15 protein-coding genes and 2 tRNA genes are annotated in these 19,419 nt (G+C 65.2%); all 17 read left to right on the forward strand.

Going from position 1 to position 19,419, the window contains the following annotated elements; all coding sequences use genetic code 11:
• The coding region (locus ACT84W_RS01610) for a substrate-binding domain-containing protein (RefSeq protein WP_444327976.1) at positions 1–227 on the forward strand (227 nt) is incomplete at its 5' end.
• Between the two features lie 400 nt (positions 228–627).
• Positions 628–2,010, forward strand: a complete 1,383-nt coding sequence (locus tag ACT84W_RS01615; RefSeq protein ID WP_417575761.1) for a family 43 glycosylhydrolase — start codon at positions 628–630, stop codon at positions 2,008–2,010.
• Between the two features lie 75 nt (positions 2,011–2,085).
• Positions 2,086–3,537 carry a PTS transporter subunit EIIC gene (locus ACT84W_RS01620; protein WP_417575760.1) on the forward strand — a complete coding sequence of 484 codons (1,452 nt, stop codon included), beginning with the start codon at positions 2,086–2,088 and terminating at the stop codon, positions 3,535–3,537.
• A 105-nt stretch (positions 3,538–3,642) separates the two neighbouring features.
• Entirely contained in the window at positions 3,643–5,094 is a 1,452-nt protein-coding gene (locus ACT84W_RS01625; RefSeq protein ID WP_444327977.1) for a glycoside hydrolase family 32 protein, read from the forward strand.
• Positions 5,095–5,234: 140 nt separating this feature from the next.
• Positions 5,235–8,696 (forward strand): transcription-repair coupling factor, encoded by a 3,462-nt coding sequence (gene mfd, locus ACT84W_RS01630; RefSeq protein WP_444327978.1) that lies wholly within the window; start codon positions 5,235–5,237, stop codon positions 8,694–8,696.
• 425 nt (positions 8,697–9,121) lie between these two features.
• Positions 9,122–10,087 carry a nucleoside triphosphate pyrophosphohydrolase gene (gene mazG / locus ACT84W_RS01635; RefSeq protein WP_444327979.1) on the forward strand — a complete coding sequence of 322 codons (966 nt, stop codon included), beginning with the start codon at positions 9,122–9,124 and terminating at the stop codon, positions 10,085–10,087.
• A 95-nt stretch (positions 10,088–10,182) separates the two neighbouring features.
• Positions 10,183–11,013, forward strand: a complete 831-nt coding sequence (locus ACT84W_RS01640) for an FtsB family cell division protein (protein WP_444327980.1) — start codon at positions 10,183–10,185, stop codon at positions 11,011–11,013.
• An 87-nt stretch (positions 11,014–11,100) separates the two neighbouring features.
• Positions 11,101–12,144 (forward strand): Ppx/GppA phosphatase family protein, encoded by a 1,044-nt coding sequence (locus tag ACT84W_RS01645; RefSeq protein ID WP_444327981.1) that lies wholly within the window; start codon positions 11,101–11,103, stop codon positions 12,142–12,144.
• A 78-nt stretch (positions 12,145–12,222) separates the two neighbouring features.
• Positions 12,223–12,307 (forward strand) — tRNA-Leu (locus ACT84W_RS01650).
• A 79-nt stretch (positions 12,308–12,386) separates the two neighbouring features.
• Positions 12,387–13,046, forward strand: coding sequence for an MBL fold metallo-hydrolase (locus ACT84W_RS01655; RefSeq protein WP_444327982.1), 660 nt, complete (start codon positions 12,387–12,389; stop codon positions 13,044–13,046).
• Positions 13,034–13,660 (forward strand): ComEC/Rec2 family competence protein, encoded by a 627-nt coding sequence (locus ACT84W_RS01660; protein WP_444327983.1) that lies wholly within the window; start codon positions 13,034–13,036, stop codon positions 13,658–13,660. The genes ACT84W_RS01655 and ACT84W_RS01660 overlap by 13 nt, the downstream gene beginning before the upstream one ends.
• Before the next feature lie 59 nt (positions 13,661–13,719).
• Positions 13,720–13,796 (forward strand) — tRNA-Glu (locus ACT84W_RS01665).
• A 221-nt stretch (positions 13,797–14,017) separates the two neighbouring features.
• Positions 14,018–14,923: a carbon-nitrogen hydrolase family protein gene (locus tag ACT84W_RS01670; protein WP_444327984.1), complete on the forward strand. Its 906-nt coding sequence runs from the start codon at positions 14,018–14,020 to the stop codon at positions 14,921–14,923.
• A gap of 481 nt (positions 14,924–15,404) precedes the next feature.
• Positions 15,405–15,896 (forward strand): PTS sugar transporter subunit IIA, encoded by a 492-nt coding sequence (locus ACT84W_RS01675; protein WP_432321158.1) that lies wholly within the window; start codon positions 15,405–15,407, stop codon positions 15,894–15,896.
• An 18-nt stretch (positions 15,897–15,914) separates the two neighbouring features.
• Positions 15,915–16,775 carry a PRD domain-containing protein gene (locus ACT84W_RS01680; protein WP_444327985.1) on the forward strand — a complete coding sequence of 287 codons (861 nt, stop codon included), beginning with the start codon at positions 15,915–15,917 and terminating at the stop codon, positions 16,773–16,775.
• Positions 16,776–16,888: 113 nt separating this feature from the next.
• Entirely contained in the window at positions 16,889–18,508 is a 1,620-nt protein-coding gene (locus tag ACT84W_RS01685; protein ID WP_444327986.1) for a PTS transporter subunit EIIC, read from the forward strand.
• 3 nt (positions 18,509–18,511) lie between these two features.
• Positions 18,512–19,419 (forward strand): family 4 glycosyl hydrolase (locus ACT84W_RS01690; protein WP_444327987.1); only part of this gene is annotated, 908 nt, incomplete at its 3' end.

The raw sequence follows: 19,419 nt of genomic DNA on the forward strand, positions 1-19,419 counted from the left end.
ACGTGATGCGCAAGCGCGGCCTCGCCGCCCCGGACGACATCAAGGTCGTCGGTGCCGACGGCGCGCGCCGCACGATGACCTTCATGCCGGATCTGACGACCGTGCGCCAGGATATCGACCGCATCGGCGAACTCGCCGCGGAGTCCGTGATCGCGCTGGTCAACGGCGAGAAGCCCGAGTCGAACACGAAGCTTCCCGTGGAGCTGCTGGTGGGGAAGACCGCGTAGGGGCGGGCTTCTTGTCGCGGGCGTTCGCCGCGCTTTGTCGGCCCCGCAATTCTCATCGCGCGTTTGATGGCGCGCTTGGCAATAGGTGCTGAACCCAATGACCGTCGTCCAGCGGTGGCGGCGCTGCCCGATGGCGCTGCGGGCATGTGTGGCAATGGATGCTGCGCCCAATGACTGTCACCCAGCGATGGGTGTCACTGGCTGATGGGTGTCCCAGAAAGCTGCACGCAATGACTGTCACCCAGTGATGGTGGATGCCGTTCGCCGGCGTATGTCAACCGTTTGCAGAATCATGACCAGACAAATGGATTTGTCCGTATGAAAACGATTGACACATGAAAACGATTGACATACCTTACAGACGTCAGGCACACGAACCTTTGTCGGAAGGAAGCTTCGGATGCACAAGATCTATTACCAGCCCGAGGGAATCTGGGTAGGCGACATCATGCCATACGGCGAGGACGGCACGTTCTACCTCTACCACCAGCGCGACACGCGCAACCCCGGACCCTTCGGCGAGCCCTTCGGCTGGTCCCTCGCGACGACGAAGGACTTCGTGAACTACAAGGACTTCGGCGAGAGCCTCGAGCGCGGCGGCGACGAGGACGTCGACCAGTACATCTACGCCGGCACCGTCTTCAAGGCCGGCGACAAGTACCACGCCCTCTACACCGGCTGCAACCGCGACAAGGTCCACGCCCGCCTCATGAAGCAGGTCCTTCTCCACGCCACGAGCGACGACGCCGTCAAGTGGGAGAAGAACATCGCCGAGACCGTCCTCCCGCCGCAGGAGGGCTACGACGACCGCAACTGGCGCGATCCCTTCGTGCTGTGGGATGACGAGAACCAGGAGTACATGCTCATCCTCGGCACCCGTACGGGCGAGGATAAGGCCCTCATGACCGGCCGCCTGGTCAAGTTCACCTCCAAGGACCTCGAGCACTGGGAGTTCCAGGGCGACTGGTGGAACCCGGGCCTCTACACCATGTTCGAGATGCCGGACCTCTTCCGCATCGGCGACTGGTGGTACCTGGTCTTCTCTGAGTACAGCGACGGCAACAAGACCCGTTACCGCATGTCTCGCTCCATCAACGGCTCCTGGATCACCCCTGCCGACGACGCATTCGACGGCCGCGCCTACTACGCCGCCCGCACCGCTTCCGACGGCGAGCGCCGTGTGCTCTTCGGCTGGGTCCCGACCCGCGACGCCGGCGGAGACCCCAGCTCCTATCTGTGGGGCGGCACCTTCATGCCGCTCGAGATCGTCCAGCGCGCTGACGGCACCCTGGGCACCAAGCTCCCCGACAGCATGGTCCCCGCGTTCGGCGAGGGCAAGGCCGTCGAGCCCTTCGAGCTCTCCTGCGCCTCCGGCAAGGCCGAGAAGGTCCTCAGCGCCGACGCCGGCTCCACCTACTTGCTCGACGCCGACATCGAGCTTTCCGGCGATGCCGCGGGCTTCTCGGTGAAGCTCGCTGAGGACGCCGAGGCCGGTCTGGGCTACGAGTTCCGCGCCAACCTGCGCGAGGGCAAGCTCGAGTTCACCGCCGCGCCGCAGTACCCGTGGTTCGCGGTCAACACCATGGGCCTCGAGCGCCCGCTCTTCTTTAAGGGCGAGGGCACCCACCACCTGCGCCTCGTCGTGGACGACGACATCGCGACTGTCTTTGTGGACGACGTTGCGCTGAACGCCCGCTTCTGCGCAAAGAAGGGCCAGGGAGTCTCCCTTACCGTCACCGACGGCACCCTCAAGTGCGCGAACGCGACCATCGCGTCGCTCTAAAAACGCCCCTCTGACGGCCCGGGGCGCGCTTCCCGGTCCGTCCCCGTACACTGACAACAAGGAATGGAGAGGAACATGGACTATAAAGCGGTATCCCAGCAAGTCGTCGACAACGTCGGCGGCGTCGAGAACATCGAGGGCGCCACGCACTGCGTGACCCGACTGCGCCTCGTGCTCAAGGACACCTCCAAGTACAACAAGGCCGAGCTCGAGAAGCTCGACGGCGTCAAGGGCGTGCTGTACAACAGCGGCCAGCTCATGATCATCTTCGGCACCGGCACCGTGAACAAGGTCTATGACGCCTTCATGGCCCTCACCGGCGTCAAGGAGATCAGCGCCTCCGAGGTCAAGGGTGCCGAGGCGAGCAAGAAGGGCAAGTTCTTCGCCGCCCTCAAGGTCTTCTCCGACATCTTCATCCCCATCATCCCGGCCTTCGTCGGCGCGGCAATCATCATCGGCCTGAAGTCGCTGATCGTCGCCAATGGCCTGTTTGGCATGGAGGGCAGCCTCGCTGACCACAGCGAGTTCCTGAAGAACCTCGCGAGCTTCTTTGGCATCATCGCGACCACCTTCGACTACCTGCCCGTCCTCGTGATGTACAGCGCCGTCAAGCGCTTCGGCGGCAACCCGATCCTGGGCATCCTCGTCGGCATCGTCATGGTTCACCCGAACCTGATGAACCGCAACACCTTCGTCCTCGACCCGACGGGTGTCCAGTACTGGAACTTCGGCCCGCTGGCCATCCCGATGGTCGCCTTCCAGGGCGGCGTCTTCCCCGCGATCCTGACCGCTTGGTTCATGGCTAAGATCGAGAAGATCGCCCAGGACGTCATCCCCGAGGTCGTCTCGTTCGTCTTTGTCCCGACCGTCACGCTGATCCTCGCCAACATCGCGCTGTTCACCGTGTTCGGCCCGCTCGGCAACCTGATCGGTGACGTGCTCGGCGGCGTCATCGACATCCTGTACAACAAGATGGGCGTCTTCGGCGCGTTCGTCTTCGCGGCCTTCCTGCAGCCGCTCGTCGTGACCGGCACGCACCAGTTCATCCAGGGCATCGAGGCCAACCTCGTCGCCACCACCGGCTTCAACTACATCCAGGCCATCTGGTCCGTCTCCATCATCGCCCAGGGCGGCGGCGCCATCGGCATGTACCTCGTGCACAAGAAGAAGTCCCGCGAGCGCAGCATCTGCATGTCCTCCTTCATCCCGACCCTCGTCGGCATCTCGGAGCCCGCAATCTTCGCCGCGAACATGCGCTACTCCATCATCCCCTTCGTCTGCGCCTGCATCGGCGCGGGCTGCGGCGGTGCCTTCGTCAAGCTCTTTGAGGTTCGCGCCATCGGCCAGGGCCTGACCGGCGTCCTGGGCCTGCTGATCGTCACCCCCGAGACCCTCGTGTGGTACGTGATCGGCAACCTCATCGCCTTCTTCGTGCCCATCGCCCTGATCCTCGCCTACAACAAGGCGAAGGGCGTCCCGACCACGGACGAAGAGGGCGGCGGTGCCGGGTTCGACGTCAGCTTCTAAGCACACAGATAGACCTGCCCGAACGGGCAAGGGGCGCCCGGGCACGAGCCGGGGCGCTCTTCTTTACACCAGGGGCACGAAAGCAAGGGCAAGAAAGGCGAGGCAATGTTCAACCAAAAGAGCAAGGTGACGCGCGCGGACTACGAGGCGTGGCGCGCCGGGCAGGACGCCGAGGCGGCGCGGATCGCGGCCGACGCGGATCGGCTCGTGTTCCACGTGGAGCCTGAGCTCGGGTGGCTCAATGACCCGAACGGGCTGGTCCAGGTGGGGGACACCTACCACATCTACCACCAGTACGACCCGTTCGACGCGGCTCACGGCGGCCCGGTGCTCTGGAACCATCTGACGACGCGGGACTTCCTCAGCTACGAGAACCACGGCCCGGCGCTGTTCCCCGACTCCGATATGGACTCGAGCGGCGCGTACTCCGGCTCCGCCTTCGTGCGCGACGGGAAGGTGCATTTCTTTTACACCGGCAACGTAAAGCACTTCGACCGCGACGACTACGACTACGTGCTCACGGGCCGCGAGCAGAACCAGATCCACATGGTCATGGACGCGGACGGCCAGCTCGACGACCTCGGGCCGAAGCGCGTGGCGCTGAGCCCCGCCGACTACCCCGACGACATCGGCACGCACGTGCGCGACCCGAAGGTTCTCGAGCACGACGGCGTGTTCTACATGGTGCTCGGCGCCAGGACCCGCGACGACCGCGGCTGCGTGCTCGTGTTCACGTCGCGCGACCTCGAGTCGTGGGGGTACGCCGCGCGGATCGAGCTGCCCGAGCCCTTCGGCTTCATGTGGGAGTGCCCCGACCTCTTTGAGCTGGGCGGCGAGCTCGTGCTCGTGTGCTGCCCGCAGGGCGTGCCGACCGAGGGCTGGCGTTACCGCAACCCGCACCAGTGCGTGTGGTTCCGCGTCGAGGCGGACTGGGATCGACCGAGCTTCGGGATCGTGGGCGAGGGGCGCCCAGCGATGGTCGACGCCGGCTTCGATTTCTACGCCCCGCAGTCGTTCGAGGACGCCGAGGGCCGTCGCCTGATGATCGGTTGGGCGGGCTGCCCGGACGCGACGGCGCAAAACCCGACGACCGGGCGCGGCTGGCAGTGCGCGCTCACGGTGCCGAGGGTGCTGAGCCTTCGCGACGGCAAGCTGTGCCAGTGGCCGGCGCGCGAGCTCGAGAGGCTGCGCGGAGGCCGGGTCGAGGTCTCCGCGGGCGGCGCGGTCGCCGACCCGGGCCGCGTGTACGACGCGGTCGTGACCTGCGGCGGGTTGGCCTCGATCGAGCTCACGGTGCGCGACGGGGTCGCGCTGCGCTACGCCGACGGGATGCTCACGCTGGATATGGGCGACGAGGGCCACGGGCGCGACGAGCGCTCCGTCGAGGTCGGCCAGCTGCGCGACGTGCGCGTGCTCTCGGACACGACGATGATCGAGGTCTTCGCCAACGGCGGTGAGGCGGCGCTCACGAGCCGCGTGTACTCGCCCGCCGCGGCCGAGCTTGCGCTCACGGCCGACGGCTGCGCGGCGATGGACTTCTATAAGCTCGTTCGCTAGCCGTTCGCTAGCGAAAACCGGAACGTCGGGCGTGCGGGGCGGGTACGGATTTGGCGGAGCCATTCGTTAAATCCGTACCCGCCCCCTGTTTGCTGCGTGTGCAGGTACAATGCGATGAGCTGACCCAAGGAGTTCGTTCAATGCTCATCAATCGTGTTTCTCGCCAGATCATGAACTGCCCGGAGCTCGAGCCGCTCGTTCGCGCGCTTGGGGCGGGCGACGACGCCACCTTGGCCGTCGCGCAGTCCGCCCGTCCGCTTATGCTGGCCGCCATCTGGGCCGACGACCCGCGCCCGTGCCTGTTTGTGGTCTCGGGCGAGGAGGCGGCTGACCGCGCCGCCCGTGCGCTCGCCGCGTGGCTCGGCCAAGACGTCGTCTGCCGCTACCCCGAGCGCCGCGACTATCCGTGGAGCGAGAAAGCCCCCGAGGACGCCGTCGTCGGCGCTCGTTGCCGCGCCGTCGCGCGCCTGGCGGAGGGGGAGAAGTGCGTCGTCGTCGCCTCGGCCCGCTCGCTGCTGCGCCGCGTGCCACCCGCAGGCTCCGGCTACTGGGCATCGAGCACGTTCTCCGTCGGCGACGAGGTGCCCTTCGACGAGGTCCCGGCCCTTCTCGTGGGCATGGGCTACGCCGACAACGGTGAGGTCGACGCCCCCGGCAGCTTCCATGTGCACGGCGACGCGGTGGACGTCTTTCCAGCGCAGGCCACGACGCCGGTGCGCATCGAGTTCTTCGGCGACGAGATCGACCGCGTGCGCCGCATGGTCGCGGCCACCGGCCAGACCATCGGTGAGCTCAAGAGCGTGACCGTCTCGCCCTGCCGCGAGATGGCGCTGACCGACGAGACCGTCGCCCGCGCAGAGGAGGCGCTCTACGCCCGCGCCCAGAACGACAACGCACTGGCCGCTGACCTGGAGCTCATCGGCGCGCGTGCCGCGCAGCCGGCGCTCGAGCGCTACCTGCCCGCGCTCTACGGGGACACCGCCACGCCCATCGACCACGCGAGTGACCGCACGCTCGTGGTCCTCGCCGAGCCGCGCGCGCTCTTCGACGACTGCCTGCGCGCCGCGGACGAGATCGAGCAGGCCGCGGGCGCCGCACGCGTCTCGACCAAGGGGCTCTACACGAACCCGCGCCAGCTCGACTTCGGCCGCCAGCAGCGCCTGAGCTTCGCCGCCATGCTGCGCGCCGGCGCGGGCGCCGTCACCGCGAGCCTCGAGGTGCGCCAGCCGGGCGTCAACGGCTCGGACTCCAAGCTTATGGGCCGCGTGCGCCAGCTCGTGGCCGACCGGTCCGCCACGCTCTTCGCCGTGCCCGATCGCGCGGCGCGCGAGGCCCTTGAGCTGCGCTTCAACGACGAGGGGATTCCGTTCGCCGAGTCGCTCGGCGCAGCGGCGGAGAACTCGCACGACGTCTGCGACGACGATGCCCGCTTCGACGCGCCGCCGCTGCCGCGCGACCGTGTGACCTTCATCGATGCGCCCGTGCCCGCGGGCGTCGTGATCCCCGCGGCGCGCCTGGGCATTCTTTCCGTCGACGACCTCGCCTCGCGCACCGCGAAGGCCCGCCGCCGCGCCAAGCGCGTGGACCCCACGAGCGTGACCTTCCCCTTTAAGCCGGGCGACTACGTCGTCCATGCCACGCACGGCATCGCGCTGTTCTCCGACATCGTGCGCCAGGAGGTCGCCGGGCGCGAGCGCGATTATTTCCAGCTCTCGTACGCCGGCGGCGACAAGCTCTTTGTCCCGCTCGAGCAGGTCGACCGCATCACGCGCTACGTCGGCCCGGACGGCGACTCGCCGCGACTCACGCGGCTGAACACCGCTGACTGGAGCCGCGCGACGGGCAAGGCGCGCAAATCCGCGAAAAAGCTCGCCTTCGACCTGGTGGACCTCTACACGCGCCGCTCCTCGGTGGCCGGCTTCGCCTTCAGCCCCGACACCCCCGCACAGGCGGATATGGAGTCCAGCTTCAGCTACGAGCTCACGCCCGACCAGGCGAGCGCCGTCGCCGACATCAAGGCCGACATGGAGGCCCGCAAGCCGATGGATCGCCTGCTCTGCGGCGACGTGGGCTTCGGCAAGACCGAGGTCGCCCTGCGCGCGGCGTTCAAGTGTTGCCAGGACTCCAAGCAGGTCATGATCCTGTGCCCGACGACGATCCTCGCGCAACAGCACTTCGAGACCTTCTTCGAGCGGTTCGCGCCCTTCGACCTCAAGGTCGCGGTGCTCTCGCGCTTCGTCACGCCGGCGCAGCAGCGCCGCGCGCTTGCGGGCTTCGCGGACGGGTCGGTCGACGTGCTCGTGGGCACGCACCGGCTCCTTTCCGCCGACGTGAACCCCTACGACCTGGGGCTCGTGATCATCGACGAGGAGCAGCGCTTCGGCGTGCAGCACAAGGAGCAGCTCAAGAACCTGCGAGAGCAGGTCGACGTTCTCACGCTGTCCGCCACGCCCATCCCGCGCACGATGCAGATGGCCATGAGCGGGGTGCGCGACATGAGCCTCATCATGACGCCGCCGCCGGGGCGCCTTCCCGTCAAGGTCACGGTGGGGGAGTACGACCCCGACGTGGTGAGCGCCGCCATCCGCGCCGAGCTCGCGCGCAAGGGGCAGGTCTACTACGTGAGCAACCGCGTGCACACCATCGACGACGCGGTCGCGCGCGTGATGGAGGCCGCGCCCGAGGCCCGCGTGGCCGTGGCCCACGGAAAAATGAGCGCCAAGCAGGTCGAGGATGTGATGCTGCAGTTCAACGAGCACGAGGTGGATGTGCTCGTGGCGACGACCATCATCGAGTCGGGCATCGACAACTCGCACTCGAACACGCTCATCATCGAGGACTCGCAGCGGCTCGGCTTGGCACAGCTCTATCAGCTCAAGGGGCGCGTGGGGCGCAGCCGCCAGCAGGCGTACGCGTACTTCATGTTCCCCGGCGAAACCCCGCTGACTCCCGAGGCGACCGACCGCCTGACCGCCATCAACGAGTACCAGGACCTGGGCAGCGGCATGAAGATCGCCATGCGCGACCTTGAGATCCGCGGCGCGGGGTCGCTCATGGGCGCCGAGCAGCACGGCAATCTCTCGAGCGTGGGCTTCGACCTCTTTACGCAGATGCTCGGCGAGGCCGTGGCCGAGGCCCGGGGCGAGACGCGCGACGTCGAGCTCGCCGAGGTCAACATCAACCTGCCCGCGGACTTTTTCCTCGCGGAGGAGTATCTGCCCGAGGTCGATCGGCGCGTGCTCGTGTACCGCAAGCTTGCCGCGGCGGTGGACATCGCCGAGGTCGACGCGCTGCAGGAGGAGACCGAGGAGCGCTTCGGCGCGCTGCCGCTCGCGGGCAAAAACCTGTTCGACCGCGCCCGGGTGAGGATCCGCGCTCAGCGTCTGGGCTGCATCGCCATTAGCCTGACGAACGGGCGGATCATCTACCAGGGTGTCGACGTGCCGCGCGCCGTCGCGCTCAAGCTCCGCGGCGAGGGCGCGCTCAACTACCCGAAGACCCACAAGCTGGCGTACCCCTTCCGGCGTAAGGACTCCGAGCTCATGCCCGTGGCGCTCGGCGTGCTCGAGCAGCTCGGCGGCGACGACGAGGTGGACGAGTAGGGCTTGCGGATGCCCACGAACCGTCGGTTCTGCGCGGATCGGCACGCATTGCCGCGGCCGCAGGCTCTGCCGGATGTTTGGCGGTGCACAAAACTTGATTAGGGCCACGCGGAAGGGCGGTCGGCGCACAAAACTCGCTTAGGGCCACGTGTTTTCGGCCCTCAAACGGGAATTAGTCGTGAGCGCGGACGCAAAAGCCCAGTTGAGGATTGGCGGGTTACTGATTGGTCACGCAAAACACGTAGCCCTAAGCGAGTTTTGCGCGCCCGGTCGACCCTTGCGTGGCCCTAAGCGGGTTTTGTGCGTTGCGGAGGACCGCGGCGCGGCATAAGGACGCGATTTGAGGCCAACGCCATGCGAGCCGTGCGGGCCTGCGCGCCCCACGCGATACAATGACGCGGGAAAACCGAGGGGAAGGGAAGCATATGGAGTTCGTGCCAGGTAAGTTCAACCAGCCGGAGTGCCGCGTGGCCGACGGCAGGGCGCTGTCGGACCTCGTGGACGAGCAGAACGCGGAGCGCGCCGGCGCGCCCGCCGACCATCCGGAGCTCGATCGCCTGATCCGCACCATCTGGCGCCTGCGCCAGCCCGACGGCTGCCCCTGGGACCGCGAGCAGACCCACGCCTCCATAACGAAGAATATGGTCGAGGAGGCATACGAGGCGGTCGACGCCATCGATGCCCATGACGAGGCTCATCTGTGCGAGGAGCTCGGCGATGTCCTCGAGCAGGTCGTCCTTCACGCGCAGATCGCCGCGGACGCCGGCGAGTTCGACATCGACGACGTCGCCCGCGGCCTCAACGAAAAGCTCGTCCGCCGCCACCCCCATGTGTTCGGTGATCTTGCCGCGTCCGTGGACGGCGCGGTCCCTGCCGGCTACGATGAGGCCCGGCCCGACGGGACGGCGCCCGACGCACCGGCGGTCCTCGACATCTGGGACGATGTCAAGCGCCTGGAGCGGGAAGCCAGGGGCGAGCTCTCCGGTGCGGAGACGGGGCTGCTCGATTCCGTTCCGGCGAGCCTTCCCGCCCTCATGCAGGCGCAGAAGATCTCCAAGCGTGCGGCCAAGGCCGGTTTCGAGTGGGAGACCACGGCCGACGTCTGGGATAAGGTCGCCGAGGAGCGGGCGGAGTTCGAGGCCGAGGAGCCAGGTTCCGACGCGGCGGCCCTTGAGTTCGGCGACCTGCTGTTCGCGCTGGTCAACGTCGCGCGCAAAGAGGGCATCGACGCCGAGGAGGCCCTCGCGGCGTCCAACCGGAAGTTCCGCCGCCGCTGGGCGCGCATCGAGGAGGCCGCCCGCGCCGAGGGAAGCTCCGTCGAAGAGCTGGGCACAGCTGAGCTGAACGACCTTTGGGAGCGTGCGAAGGCTGAGGAGAAGGCGTCGCGCTAGCGGCCTGCGCGCTGGTCCTCTGGTATAACTGATTCACGAACCGGCTTGGCCGCCCGCGTGCGACCGAGCAAATACACCTAAATCGAAGCGACGGCATGAGCGAAACCACGGACAATTACTCGAACGGCAGGCACGCGCGCCTCTCGGGCGCCGAGGCCAGGGCCGCGGCGGACGCCGCCCGCGCGGCGCGAGAGGGCTCGCACTTCACGAGCGCGCCCGCGCAGCCTGAGCAGGGATTCTCTTATGGTGACGCTGCCCGTGGCGCAGCGGCCGCTGGGACTGCGGACATCGCCGGGAACGCCTGGGCCGTCGGCACCGGGGGAGTTCCCGGTGACTCCGGGACCGTCGCGGACGCCGGCTTCGCGGACGCCGCCGCGCCCCGTCGCCCGCGCTCGTCTCGCCTGGACGACCGCGGGACGCAGCGCGCCAACCGCCGCCGAGACGCCCGCGTCGCCCCGGACCGCGCCGCCGACGGCCGCCCCGCCGAGCCGCGCCGCGAGGCGGCGTCGCTCCCGACCATCGACGTCAACGGCGCGCTTTCGGCTATCGGTAACTTCGTGGTGCATTTCCGCGTGGCGCTCCTGATCGCCGCGCTCGTTCTCGGAGTGCTCATGGCCATGTATGGCCCTGTGCAGACGTATTACCGCGCTTGGCGCGCCGGTCAGGACCTGCAGGCACAGCTCGATGAGCTCAACGCCAGCAACGAGCAGTACAAAGACGACATTCAGGCCCTCCAGACCCGCGAGGGGATCGAGGACGAGGCGCGCCGTCGCGGCTACGTCACGAACGGCGAGACCAAGGTCGTCGTGGACGGGCTCAACGACGGGTCGGACGACTCGTCTCAGAGCTCTGACGGCGACCAACAGGCCCAAAAGCCCTGGTACATCGAGCTCGGGGACAAGGTCTTCCATTACATCGGCAACTGACGCGCAATTGCGGCGGGTGTCCGGCGTCGGCTCAAGCCGAGCTGCGGGAGCCCGCCCTAATTGCGAACCTGCAAGAAAGGACACGACATGAGGCGCGTTGCGTGCATCGACATCGGGACGGTGACGGCGCGTCTGGCCGTCGCCGACGTGGAGGGCGGCCGCGTGCAGCGGCTCGCGAAGACGTCCAACATTTGCAACCTGGGCCAAGGGGTCGACCGGACGCGTCGGCTCAATCCGGAGGCGATGGGCCGCGTCGTCGCGTGCTGCCGCGAGTACGTGGCGAGCGCCGTCGCAGCGGGCGCCGAGGCCGTGTGCTGCACAATGACGTCGGCGGCGCGCGACGCACAGAACTCCGCCGATCTTGTGGGCGCATTGAGGAGCCTCGGCCTGGAGCCGGAGGTCATCCCCGGAGAGGTCGAGGGCGCGCTGACCTTCCTCGGCGTGGCGCAGGACTTCGGCGGGCGGCGCATCCTCGTGGCGGACAACGGTGGCGGGTCGACCGAGCTCGCGTGCGGAGTTCTTGCCGACGGCGTGCTTGACCTGCAGTTCGTTTGCTCGACGAACGTTGGGTGCAGAAGGATTACCGATAAGTTCCTGAGCGGCGCTGCTGCTGACGGCGGTACGGCCACTGGTGCGGCTGCCGGCGCGGGCTTGCCGTCCGCGGAGGACCTCGCGGCGGCGCACAGGTTCGCGGCGGGCCTCTTTGCGCCGGAGGCCGCGAAGATCGCGCCCCTTGCGCCCGAGGCACTCGTGGTCTGCGGCGGCACGGTGACCACGCTCGTGGCCGTCGACCTCGCGCTCGAGCCGTACGACTCGAGCCGCGTTCACCTGGCGAGGCTCACTGCCGCGAAGGTCGCCGAGCTCGAGGCGTCCCTTGCGGCAAAGACGGTCGAGCAGCGCGCCGCCATGCCGGGTATCCAGCCCAAGCGCGCGCCCGTGATCCTGGGCGGGGCCGTGGCGATCGGCGAGCTCATGGCTCAGATCGGCTTCGACGAGCTCACGGTGAGCGAGTCGGATCTGCTGTTCGGCCTTTCGCTCACGGCGGCGACCGCGCTGCCGGGCGAGGAGGGCACGAACTCGCCCGTCGGCTGGAAGCCGACCATGCGCCCGTTGCCGCGCTATAGCGGTTAGCAGAGCGGCGTCGTCGCCCGCTCGCGCGGGCTCAAAGTCGGCTAGACTATACGGACGCGCTTCGGCGCCGGCGCTCATGGGGGCGTGGCGGAATTGGCATACGCAGCGGCCTTAAAAGCCGCGGCCGAAAGGATTGTGGGTTCGAGTCCCACCGCCCCTACCAGTTTGCCTAGGCGTAGTTTTGTGTTTGGCGCCCAATGATATCCTTTGCTTAATATGCTTTGATATCTGATGGAGGCGTTGTGGCAAAGAATAGGCCTGCCCGTGGGCAAAAGCGCGGGTGCATCTGGTTCATTGGCGTCTTCTGCGTGCTGTGCCTTGCCGTGGTCGCGCTTGCTTATGCGGTTTGCATCGCCTCCGGCGTCGGGCTTTGGTTTTTGGCCCGCTACATATGGAGGTCTCTTGTCCGAGAATCTCCCGACAACGGGCTTGTTAAATGGGGCATGCGTCAAGCGCCCATTGTCCGCAAGATGCTCGCGGCCGTTCCCTGTGTGCTCTTGAGCTTCATGCTTGTCGGCTCTCTTGCGGGCTCGATCGCGTCGAGTTCGAGCGGCAATGCTGCGAGCAGCGATGCGAACCGGCAGGGCCAGACGGCGGCGGAGTCGGCGAATTCGGAATCGAAGGCCGATGACCAGGGATCTGATGAAGCGACTAAGGCCGAGCAGGGCCGTCAGCCTGAAACTGCAGGGCTTGGCGATCTGAAGGCTACGTTTATCGATGTGGGTCAAGGCGATTCGGAGTTTGTGCTTCTTCCCGACGGAAAGACGATGCTCATCGACGCCGGCGAGGTCGTGAGCGGGTCGACCGTCGAACAATTCCTGACTGCTCAGAATATAAAAAAGATCGACTATCCTGTTGCGACGCATCCACATTCAGATCACATCGGGGTTTGGCCGACGTGATCCGCGCGTTCGACATCGGTGAGGTTTGGATGCCGGTTGCCAGCGAGGGCACCGAGGTGTACCAGGAATTTCTGGACGCCCTCGAGGCGAAGAAATGCGCGGTGAAGAAGGCCGTCGCCGGCGATAAGATCGTTTCTGGAGACGCTGGCTATGAGATTGATGTGCTCGGCCCTGATTCGAGCGTGCAGTCCGAGGATATGAACGACTACTCGGTCGTGCTTCGCGTGACCTACGGAACGACGTCGATGCTCTTTACGGGTGATGCGCCTGCGAGCGAAATCGCCGCCGATAATCCGGGCCGCGTCGGCGTCCTCAAAGCGGCGCACCACGGGAGCAAAACAGGGATCACAACGGAGCTCGCCCGCGCGCTTCGCCCAGCTGTCGTCGTTCTTTCGTATGGGGAGGGAAACGACTACGGGCATCCTGACCAGGCAACTCTCGATGTGTTCGCGAGCGTGGGAGCGCAAATCTACGGTACGGCTGTCAACGGGAACGTGACGGTGACGTCCGATGGCAAGAGCGTCACGGCCCAGACTTCAAAGGACGGGACCGTTGCGGCGGGAGTAAGTGCGGAGGAGCGCCGGAGGCAGGAGGCGGACGAAATCCCTGTTTAAGTAGCGTGGTCGTGCTCCGCTGCTTCCTTGGAGGCATATCCTGTATACTGTCTTTTTGCGTCCCCATCGTCTAGCGGCCTAGGACGCCACCCTTTCAAGGTGGATATCGCGGGTTCGAATCCCGCTGGGGGCACCACAGAGAACCGTAGCGGATCAACGATTGTTCGTTGACCCGCTTTGTTTTTAGGTCTGCGGGCGCGCGTTTCTTGCCGGTATCGACTTGCGCGCCGGTTGGTTGCGCTCGCGTGACGCTGTGAAAACTCTTCTTTGGCCGACGGCTTTGCTCACGACATACGGCGTAAAACAAACATGTGCCGCGTAGCTAGCGCGGCAGCCGTCAACGAAGGGAGCATCAAAATGTACGAGGACATCATCACTGTGTCGACCGTAACGCTCCGACCCATGTGGGGCCAGAAGGAACAGAACCTCAACAGGATCTTGGGCTACATGAAGGCGGCAAAGAAGAAAGGCTCCGACCTCGTGGTGTTCCCCGAGATGGCGCTCACCGCCTACGATGACGAGGCCGAAAAGCCGCTCGAGGAAAAGATGCAGTACAAGCTCGCCGAGACCGTCCCGGGCCCCTCGACCAATAAGGTCGCCGAGCTTGCCAAGGAACTCGGCCTGTACGTGGTTATGGGCATGCCGATCAAGGATGCCCAGAAGCCCGACACCATCTACAACGGCCTCGCGATCTTCACGCCCGAGGGGCTGGCCGGCGACTACCACAAGATGCACCTGCCGGCGCCCGAGCCCAACTGGGCGACGCGCGGCGATAAGCCCTTCATCCTCGACACCCCGTGGGGCCCGATCGGTTGCGCCATCTGCTACGACACGTATTGCTTCCCTGAGCTCATGGACTACTACGTGGCCAAGGGCTGTCGCCTGTACATCAACTCGACGGCGCTCGCGCACTGCCACGGTAAGTGCCTGGGCGACGACACGCTGCGCGCGCAGTGCATCCGCGAGGGCATCTTCATCGTGTCGTCCAACCTCGGCGGCCCCGACAAGGACAACTACTTCTGGGGCGGTAGCTCCATCCTGGGTCCGTCCGCAAAGACCTGGGAGCCGCATTACTACGCCGGTATGCCCTTCACCGCGGAAGGCGCCGACGAGGAGGCCATGTACACCGCGACGATCGACCTTTCACTGGCCACGCGCTTCCTCTACAAGCACAACCCTGCGGTCGACGGCACCGATTGGCGACCCGAGAAGTACGTCGGTATGTTCCAGGACGTGCTTGCTGACGAGAACTACGGCAAGTAAGAGAGATTGGTCGGGTGTAGCGCCCTTCTTTCCACAAAACTGATCAGCATGAGTTTGTTTTCTTCCTCCGGACTCGCAAAAGCCCAGTTGGCGGGCCTCCGGTTTTTGAATACTTACTCATGCTGATCAGTTTTGCTGGAAAGAAGGACGAGCTGGGATAAAAGGGACGGGGGATTTTGTCCCAAACCATGGAGATAGAAGAAGGATCCTCCACAACTTTGGGACAAAATCCCCCGTCCCTTTTTGTCCCAAGGGTTACCGTTCGGCGAGAAAAACATGCCGTTCGGCCGTTGTGCTAGAAACGGTAGCGCCAGAGTGCCAAAATCTGAACTCGAAAAAGAAATGAGGAAGGTTACCGAGTCCCTCGGACGTGGGCCTAACCAAAGTCTGTTGGTGTCGCTATGCTAATGGCGTGTACACCAAGTCTTGGTTGGGCTTGATTTATGAAGGGACAAGTAATATGGGCTTCTTTTCTCGTTTGATGGGCGGCGCTCGCGAGCGGGCGGACAAGGCCTCCGAGTTCGAAATCCTCGCCCCCGTTTCCGGCGAACTTGTTCCCCTGGAGAAAACCGCAGATCCCGTTTTTAGTGGCCGAGCCATGGGCGACGGCGTTGCCGTGGACCCCGACGGCGAGACCATCCTCGCTCCCGTTTCCGGCACGGTCGCCGCGCTTTTCCCAACCGGCCACGCCTTCGCCATCTCGTCCGACAATAGCTCCGCCCAGGTCATGGTGCACATCGGCATCGACACCGTGAAGCTTAACGGCGAGGGTTTCCAGGCGCTCGTCGCCCAGGGCGACCACGTCGATGCGGGCCAGCCGGTCGTCAAGATCGACCTTTCGGCCATCCGCGCCGCCGGCTTCGACCCCACGGTCTTCGTAGTCGCGTGCGAGCGTGCTGAGGGCTCCGCGCTGCGCGAGCGCGCCGCCGGCCCCGTTGCCGCCAAAGAACCCGTCAGCTGGCTTTCCGAGTAGACCCTCGCGGAGACCGCTATGGTAATCAAGCGCGTTTTCAACAATAACGTCGCGATGGTCACTTCCGACGACGGCGCCGAGCTTATCGTGATCGGCAGGGGCCTGTGCTTTGGCCGCCACGCCGGCGACGTCGTCGACTCCTCCTCCGTCGAGAAGACCTACGCCTTGTGCGAGTCCACGGCCAACGACGCCCGTGCCCTCGATCGGCTGTCCAGCTTGATCGAGACCATTCCCGTCATCAACCTGGCGATTTCCGAGGACATCGTCGAGATGCTGCGCGAAGAGCTTGACGTGAACGTCGACGACGCGATTCTCATCGCGCTCGCCGACCACATCACCCTCGCCCTTGACCGCGAGCGCAAGGGCGTCCCCTGCGACAACCCGCTGCTCCTCGAGATCCAGCAGTTCTACCGCAAGGAGTACGGGCTCGCCGGCCGCGCGCTCCAGATCATCAAGGATTACCTGGGCATTCAGATGAGCGACGAGGAGCGGGGCTTCATCACCCTGCACATCGTGAACGCCACCATGCCGCAGCGCGCCGACCGTCTCATCGTCTCGGTCCAGCTCGTGCGCGACGTCCTTACCATCGTCTCCGACCGCTATACAACGACCCTCGACGACACGTCGCTGCCCTACGAGCGCTTCGTCCGCCACCTGCAGTTCTTTGCGCAGCGTGCGCTCGACCCCAAGGCCGGCCAGGCGCAGGACGACGTGCTCTTCTTGATAGAGCGAAACAACTATCCGAAGGCTTTCTCGTGCTCGGAGGCTATAGCCGATCACTTGCTCGCCTCCTATGGCGTGAGCGTGACCGATGCCGAGAAGAGCTATCTCGCATATCACATTGTTAACTTGCTTGGGGAACCCGGGCCCCGGGCATAGCGTGCCCGCTCATAGGTTTCAAAGGTGGGGCCGCAGGCCTTGCCGTGGGCACTTCTAGCTTTTTCACAGGCTCTACCAAAGGAAAGAAAGAAGGAAGGAAGGGAGTAAACGCCATGACCACAGAAAAGAAAAAGCCCAACTTCAAAGGCGCCTTGGAGGTGTTCGCGAAGTCGATCGTCCAGCCGATGATGTACCTGTCGGTTGCCGGCATCCTGCTCATCGTGGGCATCATCCTTACCAACAAGACCATCTGCACGATGATCCCCGTGCTCGGCTCCGGCCCGTTCCAGCTCGTGGGCGCCGTCGTCTACCAGTCCCTGATGTTCATCATCAACAACCTCTCGATCATCTTCTGCGTGGGTATCGCCGGCGCAATGGCAAAGAAGAACAAGGGCCACGCCTCCCTCATCGCCCTGATGTCCTTCTTCCTGTTCCTCGAGGCCAACAACATCGTGCTCAGCGCCACCGGCTCCCTCGCCGAGGCGGGCGGCATGCTCGGCCTCGTCGGCACCGGCCAGACCACCGTCATGGGCATCCAGGTGCTCGATACCGGCGTCTTCGGCGGCATCATCCTCGGCTGCATCACCGGCGCCATCTTCAACAAGTTCTCCAACAAGCAGTTCCCCATCGCGCTTTCGATGTTCTCGGGCGTCCGCTTCCCGTTTTTGATCATGATCCTCATCTCCTGGGTCATGGGCGCGGGCTTCTGCATCGTCTGGCCTCCCGTCCAGGGAGCCATCTCCTCCCTTGCCGGCGTCATCAAGGAGTCGGGCAACATCGGCCTGTTCATCTACGGCATGCTCAACAAGCTGCTCGTTCCCACCGGCCTGCACCACCTCGTCTACACCCCGTTCCAGTTCTCTGACGTGGGCGGCACCCTTGCCATGGGCGATCAGATCATCGCCGGCGCCTACCCGATCCGTGTTGCCGAGATGGCGATGACCGGCCAGCCCTTCTCCGACAGCACCTACTTCAACAGCTACACCTTCAACAACCTCTGGCCCTACATCGGCATCGGCCTCGCCTTCATCACCACCGCGTACAAGGAGAACAAGGAGAAGACCAAGGCGGTCATCATCCCGCTGATCATCACCGCCGTGCTCTCCTGCGTCACCGAGCCCATGGACTTCCTCTTTGTCTTCTCGGCTCCCGTGCTCTTCGTGATTCACTCCGTCCTCTCCGGCGCCTTTGTGGTTCTGCTCAAGGTCCTCTCTGTCCCTGCCTCGACCGCCGGCGGCATCATCAACATCGTCGTCTCCAACCTGGTCCTCGGCGTGGAGAAGACCAACTGGCCGGTGATGCTCGTCCTCGGAGTCATCGACGCCGCCCTGTACTTCTTCCTCTTTACCGTGCTTATCAAGAAGCTCAACCTCCACACCCCTGGTCGTGAGGAGGCCTCCGAGCTCGCCGAGTCTGTGGCTGAGGGCGAGGCTGCGGCTTCCGTCGCCGTCAAGCAGGGCGCCGTCTCCGCCGCGCCCGCGGAAGGCGTGGACGCAGGCATCGCCGACCTGGTCGCCGGCCTCGGCGGCAAGGACAACATCGAGGAGCTCGAGAACTGCTTCACGCGCCTTCGCGTGAACGTCAAGGACCCGAGCCTCGTCGACGAGACCCTGATCAACCACGTGCCCAACAGCGGAATCAACCGCAGCGGCAATGACATTCAGATCATCTTCGGCATGAAGGTCGCCGAGATGCGCGACAAGGTCGAAAACGCAATCGAGAAGGAGCAGTAGGAAATGATCATTACTCTGTGCGGCGGCGGGTCCACCTTTACCCCCGGCATCGTCAAGTCCATCGCCCTTCGCAAGGACGAGCTCGAGGTAGACGAGATTCGCCTTTACGACATCAACGAGGAGCGCCAGCGCAAGGTCGGCGTGCTGGTCGACTGGATCTTGCACGAGGACCTCGGCCTGGACATCAAGCTCACGGTGACCACCGACAAGGCGACCGCCTTCACCGACGCGAGCTTCGTGTTCGCCCAGATGCGCGTGGGCGGCTACGCGATGCGCGAGCAGGACGAGAAGATCCCGCTGCGTCACGGCTGCGTCGGCCAGGAGACCTGCGGTTGCGGCGGCCTCGCCTACGGCATGCGCACCATCTTCCCCATGGTCGAGCTCATCGACGACGTCGAGAAGTACGCAAAGAAGGACTACTGGATCCTCAACTACTCCAACCCCGCGGCCATCGTGTCCGAGGGCTGCCGCGTGCTGCGCCCGAATGCCCGCATCATCAACATCTGCGACATGCCCATCGCCATCATCGACGTGGTCTGCGCCGCGCTCGACATCGACAAGAAGGACGTCGAGTACGACTACTTCGGCCTCAACCACTTCGGCTGGTTCACCTCGATCCGCCACAAGGGCGAAGAAGTGCTGCCGCAGCTGCGCGAGTACATCAAGGAGCACCAGATCCTGCTTCCGGACTCCTACCTCAAGGGCATGGGCTCGCTCATGGCAAAGAAGCCCGAGGAGACCGCCGACGAGCACCCCGAGCAGAACCGCCACACCAAGGGCAGCTGGTACTACGTCTGGAAGGGCGAGTACGAGATCATGGAGTGCTTCCCGGAGTACCTGCCCAACACGTACCTGAACTACTACCTGCAGCAGAAGGAGTTCGTCGAGCACTCCAACCCCGAGCGCACCCG

This window comes from Paratractidigestivibacter sp., from assembly GCF_052362415.1.
Classification (GTDB): Bacteria; Actinomycetota; Coriobacteriia; order Coriobacteriales; family Atopobiaceae; genus Paratractidigestivibacter.